A 12516-nucleotide genomic window follows, 5' to 3' on the forward strand; every position below is an offset into this window, starting at 1 on the left:
ATGGCAGACCCACGCACGTACCACGTCATCACCTACGGGTGTCAGATGAACGTCCACGACTCCGAGCGCATCAGCGGGCTCCTGGAGGAGGCCGGCCTCGCGCGGGCCGAGGGACGCTCCGAGGCGCTGGGCGCCGGCGCCGACGTCGTGGTGTTCAACACGTGTGCGGTGCGCGAGAACGCGGACAACCGGCTCTACGGCAACCTCGGCCACATGGCCCGGATCAAGGCCGAGCATCCGGGCCTGCAGATCGCCGTCGGCGGCTGCATGGCGCAGAAGGATCGGGACGTCATCCTGCGCAAGGCGCCGTGGGTCGACGTGGTGTTCGGCACCCACAACGTAGGCTCCCTGCCGACCCTCCTGGAACGGGCGCGGGTCGAGCGCGAGGCGCAGATCGAGATCAAGGAGGCGCTCGAGACGTTCCCGAGCAACCTGCCCAGCCGGCGCGAATCGCCGTACTCGGCGTGGGTGTCGATCTCGGTGGGCTGCAACAACACCTGCACGTTCTGCATCGTCCCGGCGCTGCGTGGCCGCGAGGCAGACCGTCGGCCCGGCGACATCCTCGCCGAGATCGAGATGCTGGTGGACCAGGGCGTGCAGGAGATCACGCTGCTGGGCCAGAACGTCAACGCGTACGGGGTCGAGTTCGGGGACCGGCAGGCGTTCGCGAAGCTGTTGCGCGCCTGCGGCACGATCGACGGGCTGGAGCGCGTCCGGTTCACCTCGCCGCATCCCAAGGACTTCACCGACGACGTCATCGACGCCATGGCCGACACCCCCAACGTCATGCCGCAGCTGCACATGCCGCTGCAGTCGGGGTCGGACCGCATCCTCAAGGCGATGCGGCGGTCCTATCGGTCCGAGCGGTTCCTCGGCATCCTCGACCGGGTGCGCCTCGCGATGCCCGAGGCGGCCATCACCACCGACATCATCGTCGGCTTCCCCGGCGAGACGGAAGAGGACTTCCTGGCCACCATGGACGTCGTCCGCCGCGCACGCTTCTCGGCGGCGTTCACGTTCCAGTACTCGATCCGGCCCGGCACCCCTGCGGCGACGATGCCCGATCAGGTGCCCAAGGCGGTCACGCAGGAGCGCTATGAGCGGCTGGTGGACCTCGTCAACGAGGTGGCCTGGGAAGAGAACCGGCGCTTCGCCGGGCAGGACGTCGAGGTGATGTTCGCCACCGGCGAGGGGCGCAAGGACGCCGAGACCAATAGGATGAGCGGCAGGGCCAGGGACAACCGCCTGGTGCACGTCGCGGTGCCGGAAGATCCGGCGCTTCGCCCCCGGCCGGGCGACATCGCCACCGTGCGGGTCACCCACGCCGCGCCGCACCACCTCAATTCGGATGAGCTGCCGCGCAACCTGCGCCGCACGCGGGGCGGTGACGCGTGGGAGGCCGCGACGCTGGGCCCCCGCCCGGTGGGCGTCGGGCTGGGACTGCCGACGGTAGGTCGGCCCGACCCGCTGCCCGCCGCCACCGGCTGCGGCTGAGTCAGCGCTGCGGCGGATCCTGGTCGGCGTCGTCGTTCATCCGGTCCAGGTGCTCGTTGGCCAGGTCCTGCGCCCGGTCCACGTGCTCGGCGTACCGGCCGCCGGTGCGTGCGTCGAGGACATCGCCGGCCTTCTCGATGCCGCCCTCGACCTGCTCCTCGTGCTGCTTGGCCAGGTCACCCAGGTTGTCGAACAGTCCCATGACGGTTCCTCTCTTGTAGCGGATGGCCCCATGATGCCCCGGTCGGGGGTCGCGGCCAAGGGTCTGGGGCGGGCGATGGCACACTGGCAGGCGTGAACGTCCCCCTCGTCGTCCTCGTGGGCCCCACCGCCACCGGCAAGTCGGGCCTCGCCGTCGACCTGGCACTCGAGCTGGCCGCGGCCGGCCGGCCCGCCGAGATCGTCAACGCGGACTCCATGCTCGTCTACCGCGGCATGGACATCGGCACGGCCAAGCCGACCAGGGCCGAACGGCGCGGGGTGCCGCATCACCTCATCGACATCTGGGACGTCACGGTGCGCGCCTCCGTGGCCGAGTTCCAGCTGCTGGCGCGGGAGACGATCGCGCGGCTGCGCGGGGCCGGCGTCATTCCGGTCATGGTCGGCGGATCGGCGCTGTACACCCGGGCCATCGTCGACCGGTTCGACTTCCCCGGCTCGGACCCGGAGGTGCGGGCCCACTGGGAGGCCGAGCTCGCGGCGGGCGGTCCGCACGCGCTGCATGCGAGGCTCGCTCAGCTGAGCCCGGAGTCCGCGACCCAGATCGAACCCGGCAACGGCCGGCGGATCGTGCGGGCCCTGGAGATCGCCGAGCTCACCGGCGGTCATCGCGCGGAGCTGCCCCAGTGGACCTACGAGCTGCCGGGGGTGCACCAGTTCGGGCTCACCATGGACCGGGCGGACCTGGACCGCCGCATCGAGGAGCGCGTCGACGCCATGTGGCGCGCGGGGCTGGTCGACGAGGTGCGCGGCCTGGTGAGCGCCGGACTCCGCGACGGTCAGACGGCCGTGCGCGCCATCGGCTACCGTCAGGTCGTCGACTTCCTCGACGGCGCCTGCAGCGAGGACGAAGCCCGGGAGGCCGTCAAGCGAGCCACGCGCCAGTTCTTCCGCAAACAGCTCGGCTGGTACCGGCGAGACCCCCGCATCACGTGGCTCCCCGCAGGTGACCCGATGAACGTGGGCCGCATCGTCGCCGCGCTACGATCGGACGACCAGGCGCAAGGAGGTCGGCATGCGGCGTTTCAGCTTCCACAAGGGCCACGGGACCCGGAATGACTTCATCATCCTGGACGACTCCTACGGCATGCACGACATGCATCCCGAGTTCATCCGGGCGGTGTGTGACCGGCACGCCGGGATCGGCGCCGACGGCGTCATCCGTGTGGTGCGCGCGGGCAGCATCCGCGACTGGACGGGCGACCCGCATCTGTGGTTCATGGATTACTACAACGCCGACGGCTCCGTCGCGGAGATGTGCGGCAACGGCCTGAGGGTGTTCGCACGCCACCTCATCAACGAGCAGCTGGTCGACGCGGGCGCGTTCGACGTCGCCACCCGCGCGGGCGTCAAGCACGTGGAGGTCGCCCGCCACGGCCTCATCAGTACCGACATCGGCCGCGCTCTGGTGCTGCCCGACGACGTCACCGTGACCCTGGAGGACCGGTCTTGGCCCGTGGTGAAGGTCGACGTCGGCAACCCCCACGCCGTCGTGTTCCTGACCGACTCCGACGTCCTGGAGGATCTTGACCTGCACCGCGCGCCCCGCTGGTCCCCGGCGGAGGCGTACCCGCAGGGCGTCAACGTCGAGTTCGTGCGGGTCGACGCCCCCGACGCGCTGACCATGCGCGTGCACGAGCGGGGCGTGGGGGAGACCCTGAGCTGCGGCACCGGGGTCGTGGCGGTCGCCGCTGCCCACCGGGCGCGCGGCGGACACGAGGGGCCCGTGACGGTGCGCGTCCCGGGTGGAGAGCTGTCGGTCCAGTTCACCGGCGACGAGGCGCGGCTGACCGGACCCGCCGTCGTCATCGGCCGGGGCGAGTTCTGGATCTAGCGTTATCCACAGGCGCGACCTCCGCGCTTGGGTAACCGGCCGCGGGCTGGGACAATGGGCGGCACGATGACAGATCATTCCCTCGACGAGAACGTCGACGACCTCATGCCGGACCTCGACGGCGACGCCGGTGACTACCCCCAGGACGACTACGACGAACCCGACTACGACGGCGGTCAGGAGGACCTGGCGGCCCGCCGCTCGCTGCGACGCGTCGCGGGCATGCGCACCGAGCTCGAGGACGTCACGGAGGTCGAGTACCGCCAGCTGCGCCTCGAGCGGGTCGTGCTGGTCAGCGTGTGGACCAGCGGCACTCAGGAGGACGCGGACAACGCCATGGCCGAGCTGAAGCTGCTGGCCGAGACGGCCGGCTCCGAGGTGCTCGCGGGCCTGGTCCAGCGGCGCAGCCACGTGGACCCGGCCACCTACATCGGCCGCGGCAAGGTCGAGGAGGTCGCGGACATGGTCCGCGCCACCGGCGCCGACACCGTCATCTGCGACGGCGAACTCGAGCCCGCGCAGCTGCGCAACCTGGAGGACCGCGTCAAGGTCAAGGTGGTGGACCGCACCGCGCTGATCCTCGACATCTTCGCGCAGCACGCCAAGAGCGCCGAGGGCAAGGCCCAGGTCGAGCTGGCGCAGCTGCAGTACCTCAAGCAGCGGCTCCGCGGCTGGGGTGGCAACCTGTCGCGCCAGGCGGGTGGCCGCGCGGCGGGCGGCGCCGGCATCGGCGGCCGCGGCCCTGGCGAGACGAAGATCGAGACGGACCGCCGGCGCATCCACACCCGGATCGCGCAGCTGCGCCGCAAGCTCCGCGAGATGGACGCCACGCGCGAGGGTAAGCGCGCCGAGCGGCGGCGCAACCAGGTGCCGTCGGTCGCCATCGTCGGCTACACCAACGCGGGCAAGTCGTCGCTGCTGAACCGGCTGACCGGGGCGGGGGTGCTCGTGGAGGACGCGCTGTTCGCGACTCTCGATCCCACCACCCGGCGCAGCGAGACCGCTGACGGCCGCGTCTACACCCTCACCGACACCGTCGGCTTCGTCCGGCACCTGCCGCACGACCTCGTGGAGGCGTTCCGGTCCACGCTGGAGGAATCGTCCCAGGCGGACCTGCTGGTCCACGTGGTCGATGCGTCGGACCCGGACCCGGAGGGACAGATCGGCGCCGTCCGCACAGTGCTCGCCGAGATCGGCGCCGCACAGGTGCCCGAGCTGCTGGTGCTCAACAAGGCCGACGCGGCCGACGAGACCACCATCCTGGCGCTGCGGGCCAACCACCCGGACGCCGTTGTGGTCTCCGCCCGGACGGGAGCCGGGCTGGACGAGCTGCGCGCCATCATCGAACAGCGCCTCCCGCAGCCGGAGGTCCGCATCACTGCCCTCGTCCCCTACGAGCGGGGGGACCTCGTGGACCGGATCCACAAGACCGCGGTGATCGACTCGCTCGAGCACACGGCGGACGGTACTTTGGTGAGCGCCCGCGTGATGCCGGCTCTGGCCGACGAGTTGGCGGCCTTCGCCCGTGACTGACCACGCCGCCATCCTGGCCGCCGCCGTCGGCGAGATCCACGGTCAGGCAAGGCCGGGGCAGCAGGTGATGGCGGACTCCGTGGCGCGCGCGTTGGACGACGGCGTGCACCTACTCATGCAGGCGGGCACGGGCACGGGCAAGTCCTTGGGCTACCTGGCCCCGGTGCTGGCCCGCTGCGTGGACCGGGAGGAGCGCATCGTCGTCGCGACGGCGACCCTCGCCCTTCAGGCGCAGCTCGCGAGCAAGGACATCCCCACCGCGCTGGACGCCGTCGAGGCGGTCACCGGGACGCGCCCCAAGGCGGCCATTCTCAAGGGCCGCACCAACTACGCCTGCCTCTACCGTGCTCGCTCCGGTGGGCCCGCGGAACAGGACAGCCTCGTGGGCAGCTCCGCCCTGGCGGAGGCCGTGTCCCCGAGCGCCGATGACGTGTCGCGGCTGGGAGCCGAGGTGCTCGCCCTGCGTGAGTGGGTCGAGGAGGAGGCCGAACGGAAGGGGCTCGCAGACCGCGACGACGCGCCCACGCACACGGCCCGGGCCTGGGCCCAGGTGTCGATCCCCACCCGGGAGTGCCTGGGCGTCGCGAACTGCCCCTTCGGCGCCGAGTGCTTCGTCGAGGCGTCGCGCGAGGAGGCCCGCAACGCGCAACTGGTGGTAACCAACCATGCGCTGCTGGCCATCAACGCCATGCACGGCGGCACGGCGCTGCCCGAGCATGAGGCGCTGATCATCGACGAGGCCCACGAACTGGTCAGCCGGATCACCACCGCCGCCACCGACGAGCTCACGCCCGGCCTGGTCGAGCGGACCGCCCGGCGGGTCCTGACCTGGGTCGACGACGACCTCGGCGTCGACTTCCTCGACCAGGCGGACGTGTTGCGCCAGGCCCTGGCCGAGTCGGAGCTGGCGCGCATCACCGCCGGGTCCGCGCCGCTGGTCTACGCCGCGGCCCAGCTGCGCGACGTCGCGCGCAAGGTCGTGAGCGCGCTGGGCAAGGCCACCGACGACGCTGAGCGGACCCAGGCCGCGTCGGCCGTGAAGGAGGTCTTCGACATCGCGGAGCGGATCGCGAAGCTCTCGGAGGCGGACGTGGTGTGGGTGACGGAGTCGGAGGTGTTCGGCCGGTCGGCCTACGTGGCGCCGCTCAACGTCGCCGGCCTGCTGCGCAACCAGATCTTCGCCGAGACCCCGACGGTGCTGACGTCGGCCACCCTGGAGCTCGGCGGGTCGTTCGAGGCCGCCGCCAGCGCCGTGGGGCTGTCCTACGGGGATCGGCTGGAGGACGGCCAGGAACCCCAGGACCAGTTCGCCTGGCGGGGGATCGACGTGGGGTCCCCGTTCGACTACCGGAGGCAGGGCATCCTCTACGTGGCCCGACGCCTGCCACCACCCGGCCGCGACGGGATGAGCGAGCAGACGCTCGCGGAGATCGCGCAGCTCATCTGGGCGGCGGAGGGGCGGACCCTGGGGTTGTTCGCGTCGCGCCGGGCGGCGGAGCAGGCGGCCGAGTACTGCCGCCGCGAGCTGCCCGACCTGCGGATCCTCTGCCAGGGTGACGCACAGTTGTCCGAGCTCACCCGCACCTTCATCGCGGACCCGTCGGCGTCGCTGTTCGGCACCATGTCGCTGTGGCAGGGCGTGGACGTGCCGGGGGAGACGTGTCAGCTGGTCATCATCGACAAGATCCCGTTCCCGCGCCCGGACGACCCGCTCATGCAGGCCCGCAAGAAGGCCGTGGACGACGCCGGGGGCAACGGGTTCATGCGGGTGGCCGCGACGCACGCGGCGCTCCTGCTGGCCCAGGGCGCGGGGCGCCTGATCCGGCGCTCCGAGGACCGCGGGGTCGTGGCGATGCTCGATCCGCGGCTGGTGACCGCCCGCTACGGGGAGTACCTCAAGTCCTCGCTGCCCGGCTTCTGGACGACCACCGACGGCGACATCGCGGTCCAGGCGCTGCGCCGCCTCCGCGGAGCGGAGTAGCGGCGCAGCGGCGGCTCAGAGCTTGCGGAGGACGGCGACGACCTTGCCCATGATGGTGGCGTGCGTCCCATCGATGGGGGAGTAGTCCGGGTTGTGCGGCATCAGCCAGACCTTCCCGTCCTGCCGCTTGAAGGTCTTGACCGTCGCCTCGTCATCGAGGAGGGCGGCGACGATGTCACCGTTGTGCGCGTCCGACTGCTGCCGGACCACCACCCAGTCGCCGTTGCAGATGGCGGCGTCGATCATCGAGTCGCCCCGGACCTCGAGCAGGAACACCTGCCCGTCGCCGACCAGTTGGCGCGGCAGCGCGAAGACGTCCTCGACCTGTTCCTGAGCCAGGATCGGGCCGCCGGCCGCGATGCGGCCGATGAGCGGGGCCGCGACCGAGGTGGGAGCGGCATCGAACGTCTGCGCCGAGTCCATGCCCTCGTCGCCCGGCAGCGTCACCACCACGGCACGGGGGCGGTTCGGATCCCGGCGGATGAAGCCCTTCTCCTCGAGGACGTTGAGCTGGTAGGTCACGCTCGACGTGGACGCGAGGCCGGCCCGCGTGGCGACCTCCCGGATGCTGGGCGGATAGCCGACCTCGTCGATCGACTGCTTGACGACACGCAGGATGGCCATTTGCCGCCGCGTCAGTCCATGGGCGTCGACCGGCCCGTCCGGGAACGGCGCCATCGATCCGAGCTCAGCCTCGATGGCGGCGTTGGTGGGGCGCCCGCGACGGGGACGTTTCGTCTCATCAGCCATGACCCCAGCCTACCCAGTGCCGGTACATGTGTTCGATAAGACACCCCGTGTCGAGCACATGCGCGAAAAATGTCAGTGGTCCCCGGTGGACTCATCCCGTGCCCGATCGCGGGCACCGGATCGGACGGGTTCGCACAGGTGTTTGAATCGGCGCGTCGGATTCGCTACAGTTCAATCGAACAGACGTTCTAGGAGGTTGACATGACCGCGTCCGCCGCAGTCCGTTACCAGGTGATCGACGCCGGCCACCGTCGGCTGGTCACCGTGTCGCCCGCCGGGCGCCCAGAGCTGGGTGGCCCCGTCGCACGAGCCGCCCGCCCCGCGCTGCCGGGCCGGGTCCGCACCGCCTCCTCCTGTCGCGTGACTCGTCCGGTGTCCGGATGGATGGCGCTCAAGGTCGCCGGCGTCGGCATTCTCACGGCGGTGGGGATGGCCGTGGCGGGTCTGCAGTTCGCCGAGATGGCGTCGGCGGAGGCCCCCACGGGCTACGTGGCGGGAGACCCCGCCTGGGCGCACGTGTCCCAGCCCTGACGGCCCCTGCAGCACGCCGCGCCCACGACGATCTGGCCGAAAGTCGTGGGCGTTTCGCGCTTGTATGTGGTGGCGCCGCGTCCTAGGCTTCCCTATATCTAGTAGTTCCAGCGGTGGGATTCCCCTACAAGTTGTGGTTAAGGCCACACAGTGGCAAGGTAGGGCCCCCGTCGCACACAGGGAAGGTCCGCTCGCCAATGCACTGCCCGTTCTGCCGCCATCTCGACACCAAGGTGTCGGATTCGCGGGCCACCGAGGATGGCTCGGCCATCCGCCGGCGGCGGGTGTGCCCCGCGTGCGAGCGGAAGTTCACCACCGTCGAGCAGATCGTGCTCACGGTCGTGAAGCGCTCGGGCGTCGTCGAGTCGTTCAACCGGGACAAGGTCATCCGGGGCGTGTCGAAGGCATGCAAGGGCCGGCCGGTGACGGCCGCGCAACTGGCCGCGCTGGCCCAGCGCGTGGAGGAGTCGCTGCGGTCCTCCGGCCAGGCCGAGATCCCGGCCGAGCAGATCGGGGTCGCCATCCTCGGTCCGCTCGAGGAGCTCGACGAGGTGGCCTACCTGCGTTTCGCCAGCGTCTACAAGAACTACGACTCCGTCGACGACTTCCAGCGGGAGATCGACGCGCTGAAGATCAGCGCGGCGGAGAAGGAACTCAGACGTGAGGTCGCCGCCATCGAGGTCGCGTCGGCCCAGGAGCCACTCATCAGCTGAGCCGCACGGCTCGGTTCGCCATTCATCACCACATCCAGGTAACAACGAGGGGAAGATCATGACCGCGACAGCTGCACGCGCCACCCGCCGCAAGGCCACGGGCGAGGGGAAGGGCCTTGTCATCGAGCGCGTCTTCACCAAGCCCGGCGTCCACCCGTACGACGAGGTGGAGTGGGACCGGCGCGACGTCGTCCAGACCAACTGGAAGACGGGCGAGACCGTCTTCGAGCAGCGGGGCGTCGAGTTCCCGTCGTCGTGGAGCGTCAACGCCTCCACCATCGTCACCACGAAGTACTTCCGGGGCGCGCTCGGCACCGCGCAGCGCGAGGACAGCCTCAAGACCCTCATCGACCGTGTTGTGCGCACCTACCGCAAGGCGGGCCAGGAGTACGGCTACTTCGCTTCGGAGGATGACGCCGAGATCTTCGAGCACGAGATCACCTGGATGCTGCTCAACCAGTACTTCTCCTTCAACTCGCCGGTCTGGTTCAACGTGGGCACCCCCTCGCCCCAGCAGGTCAGCGCGTGCTTCATCCTCAGCGTCGACGACTCGATGGACTCGATCCTCAACTGGTACAAGGAGGAGGGCTTCATCTTCAAGGGCGGCTCCGGCGCCGGGCTGAACCTGTCGCGGATCCGCTCGTCGAAGGAGCTCCTGAGCTCGGGCGGCACCGCCTCCGGGCCGGTGTCGTTCATGCGCGGCGCCGACGCGTCCGCGGGCACCATCAAGTCGGGCGGCGCCACCCGCCGCGCGGCGAAGATGGTCGTGCTGGACGTCGACCACCCGGACATCGAGGAGTTCGTCGAGACCAAGGCCCGCGAGGAGGACAAGATCCGCGCGCTCCGCGACGCCGGCTTCGACATGGACCTCGGCGGCAAGGACATCACGAGCGTCCAGTACCAGAACGCCAACAACTCTGTGCGCGTCAGCGACGAGTTCATGAACGCCGTGGAGGCGGGCGACAAGTTCGGGCTGCGCGCCCGCATGGACGGCCGGGTGATCGAGGAGGTCGACGCCAAGGGCCTGTTCCGCAAGATCGCGCAGGCGGCCTGGGAGTGCGCCGATCCCGGCATCCAGTACCACGACACCATCAACGACTGGCACACCAACCCGGTCACCGGCCCCATCACGGCCTCCAACCCGTGCTCGGAGTACATGAGCCTGGACAACTCGTCGTGCAACCTGGCCTCGCTCAACCTGCTGAAGTTCCTGAGCGCCGACGGCACCTTCGACGCCGAGCTCTTCGTCAAGGCCGTCGAGCTCATCATCACCGCGATGGACATCTCGATCTGCTTCGCGGACTTCCCGACCGAGTCGATCGGCGAGACCACGCGCAACTTCCGCCAGCTGGGCATCGGCTACGCCAACCTCGGCGCGCTGCTCATGGCCATGGGCAAGGGCTACGACACCGACGGCGGCCGCTCGACCGCCGCGGCGATCACGTCCATCATGACCGGCACCTCCTACCGTCGTTCCGCCGAGCTGGCGGGCATCGTCGGTACCTACAACGGGTACGCGGAGAACGCGGAGGCGCACCAGCGGGTCATGCGCAAGCACCAGGCCGCCAACGACGACCTGCGTGTGCTGCCCGACGACCGGCAGATGCATGCCGTGGCCTCCCGCGAATGGGATCACGTGGTGCAGCTCGGCGCCCGCAACGGCTTCCGCAACGCCCAGGCGTCGGTCCTGGCGCCCACCGGCACCATCGGCTTCATGATGGACTGCGACACCACCGGCGTGGAGCCGGACTTCTCGCTGGTGAAGTTCAAGAAGCTCGTCGGCGGCGGCTCCATGCAGATCGTCAACCAGACCATCCCGCGCGCCCTGAAGCGGCTCGGCTACAGCTCGGAGGAGATCGACGGCATCGTCGAGTTCATCTCCGCCAACGGACACGTCATCGGGGCTCCCGGCCTGGCCGCGGAGCACTACGAGGTGTTCGACACCGCCATGGGCGCCCGCGCCATCAAGCCGATGGGGCACGTCCGGATGATGGCCGCGGTGCAGCCGTTCCTGTCGGGCGCCATCTCCAAGACCGTCAACCTGCCGGAGACGGCGACGGTTGAGGAGATCGAGGACGTCTACCTGCAGGGCTGGAAGCTGGGCCTCAAGGCGTTGGCCGTCTACCGCGACAACTGCAAGGTCGGCCAGCCGCTCTCCGACGGGAAGAAGGAGACCAAGGAGGAGAAGAAGGCCGAGCCCGAGGTGCGCATCGAGTACCGCCCGAAGCGGGCGCGGCTGCCCAAGTCGCGCGCCTCGCGCACTACGAGCTTCTCCGTCAGCGGCGCCGAGGGCTACATGACCTCCAGCGCCTACGAGGACGGCCGGATCGGTGAGGTGTTCCTCAAGCTCGGCAAGCAGGGCTCGACCCTCGCCGGCGTCATGGACGCGTTCTCCATCGCGGTGTCGATCGGCCTGCAGTACGGCGTGCCGCTGGAGAGCTTCGTCCAGAAGTTCACCAACCTGAAGTTCGAGCCGGCCGGCATGACCGACGACCCGGACATCCGGATCGCGCAGTCCTTCATGGACTACATCTTCCGCCGCCTGGCGCTGGACTACCTCAGCTTCGACGACCGCGCCGAACTGGGCATCTACACCGCCTCGGAGCGCGCCCGGTACGTGGAGACCGGCTCCTACCTGTCGGAGGAGGACGAGGCCGCGATGCCGGAGGCCGTGTCCCTGCGCAACGACGCCGGAGACGACTTCAAGGTCGACGGCGCCCGCCAGCCCTCACTCATCGACGCCCCAGCCCCGGCCGAGTTCGGCACCGCCCGCACGACGGCGGAGCTGATGGAGTCGTTGACCGGGCGTGAGGTCGACGCCCCGCTGTGCATGACGTGCGGCACGAAGATGCGCCCCAGCGGCTCGTGCTACGTCTGCGAGGGCTGTGGCTCCACCAGCGGCTGCAGCTGATCCGGTAGCCGGGTCCACCGGGACACCGTGACGCGAGGGCGTCGGCCTCAGGGCCGGCGCCCTCGCTGTCCGCCCCGGCGTTTGCCGCCGCTGGGCACAATGGCAGCACCACCCACTGACATCGACGAGGAGCCAGATGATCTCGGTTGCGACCGCCGAACGCCTCGACCGGGCGGGTGTCGCCTGGCACCCGGGAGAGGGGGACCGGTTCGTGGTGCGTGCCGCCGACCTGGCCGATGAGGTGTTCACGCTGGCCAACATGGTCGTCGAGGCCCGCGAATACCCGTCGGGGACGCTGCTTGCCTTCAACGGCACGACGGAGTGGGCGCTCGACTCGCTCCCCGCCAGCAAGGCGCTGTGGCTGCCCCGTGAGGATCAGCTGCGCGAGCTGCTCGGCGGCACCTTCCGGTCGATGTCGCGGGCTGCGTCGGGGGAGTTCTCCGTGGTCGTGGAGATCCCCGGGCAGCCGCCGCGGGCCTTCATCGCCTCGGACGCCGCCGAGGCCTACGCCGAGGCCCTGCTGGCGCTGGTCGCGGCAGCGGGGTGACCG

Annotated in this window: 11 protein-coding genes; 9 read left to right on the forward strand and 2 right to left on the reverse strand. The window is 70.2% G+C overall.

Going from position 1 to position 12516, the window contains the following annotated elements; all coding sequences use genetic code 11:
- Positions 1 to 1494, forward strand: a complete 1494-nt coding sequence (gene miaB / locus BCR15_RS05535; RefSeq protein ID WP_068751202.1) for a tRNA (N6-isopentenyl adenosine(37)-C2)-methylthiotransferase MiaB — start codon at positions 1 to 3, stop codon at positions 1492 to 1494.
- A gap of 1 nt (position 1495) precedes the next feature.
- On the opposite strand, the gene BCR15_RS05540 is transcribed toward miaB, so the two are convergent.
- Entirely contained in the window at positions 1496 to 1696 is a 201-nt protein-coding gene (locus tag BCR15_RS05540; RefSeq protein WP_068751203.1) for an antitoxin, read from the reverse strand.
- Positions 1697 to 1788: 92 nt separating this feature from the next.
- Here BCR15_RS05540 and miaA point away from each other — a divergent pair, with 92 nt between their 5' ends.
- The 4 genes from miaA to BCR15_RS05560 all read left to right on the forward strand — a co-directional run bounded on the left by miaA (position 1789) and on the right by BCR15_RS05560 (position 7061).
- On the forward strand, positions 1789 to 2772 hold the full coding sequence (miaA, locus tag BCR15_RS05545; protein WP_068751204.1) for a tRNA (adenosine(37)-N6)-dimethylallyltransferase MiaA: 984 nt from the start codon (positions 1789 to 1791) through the stop codon (positions 2770 to 2772).
- Positions 2729 to 3547 carry a diaminopimelate epimerase gene (dapF, locus tag BCR15_RS05550; protein WP_068751205.1) on the forward strand — a complete coding sequence of 273 codons (819 nt, stop codon included), beginning with the start codon at positions 2729 to 2731 and terminating at the stop codon, positions 3545 to 3547. Before miaA ends, dapF begins: the two co-directional genes overlap by 44 nt.
- Positions 3548 to 3613: 66 nt before the next feature.
- The gene (gene hflX, locus BCR15_RS05555) at positions 3614 to 5080 is read left to right on the forward strand and encodes a GTPase HflX (protein ID WP_068751469.1); all 1467 of its coding nucleotides are present in this window, start codon (positions 3614 to 3616) and stop codon (positions 5078 to 5080) included.
- A gap of 67 nt (positions 5081 to 5147) precedes the next feature.
- Entirely contained in the window at positions 5148 to 7061 is a 1914-nt protein-coding gene (locus tag BCR15_RS05560) for an ATP-dependent DNA helicase (RefSeq protein ID WP_078920390.1), read from the forward strand.
- A gap of 15 nt (positions 7062 to 7076) precedes the next feature.
- Here BCR15_RS05560 and lexA read toward each other — a convergent pair whose 3' ends face one another.
- Complete coding sequence (gene lexA, locus BCR15_RS05565; RefSeq protein WP_068751207.1) at positions 7077 to 7811, reverse strand: transcriptional repressor LexA; 735 nt, start codon at positions 7809 to 7811, stop codon at positions 7077 to 7079.
- Between the two features lie 201 nt (positions 7812 to 8012).
- Here lexA and BCR15_RS05570 point away from each other — a divergent pair, with 201 nt between their 5' ends.
- From BCR15_RS05570 to BCR15_RS05585, 4 genes are all read left to right on the forward strand, one after another.
- Complete coding sequence (locus BCR15_RS05570) at positions 8013 to 8342, forward strand: hypothetical protein (RefSeq protein ID WP_068751208.1); 330 nt, start codon at positions 8013 to 8015, stop codon at positions 8340 to 8342.
- A 197-nt stretch (positions 8343 to 8539) separates the two neighbouring features.
- On the forward strand, positions 8540 to 9055 hold the full coding sequence (gene nrdR, locus BCR15_RS05575) for a transcriptional regulator NrdR (protein WP_068751209.1): 516 nt from the start codon (positions 8540 to 8542) through the stop codon (positions 9053 to 9055).
- Positions 9056 to 9113: 58 nt separating this feature from the next.
- Positions 9114 to 11966, forward strand: coding sequence for a vitamin B12-dependent ribonucleotide reductase (locus BCR15_RS05580; RefSeq protein ID WP_068751210.1), 2853 nt, complete (start codon positions 9114 to 9116; stop codon positions 11964 to 11966).
- Positions 11967 to 12102: 136 nt separating this feature from the next.
- A complete protein-coding gene (locus tag BCR15_RS05585; protein ID WP_068751211.1) occupies positions 12103 to 12513 on the forward strand; it encodes a pilus assembly protein CpaE in 411 nt (136 codons plus the stop codon).
- The last annotated feature ends 3 nt before the right edge of the window (positions 12514 to 12516 follow it).

Origin of the sequence: Tessaracoccus lapidicaptus (genome assembly GCF_001693815.1) — a bacterium.
Lineage (GTDB): Bacteria > Actinomycetota > Actinomycetes > Propionibacteriales > Propionibacteriaceae > Arachnia > Arachnia lapidicapta.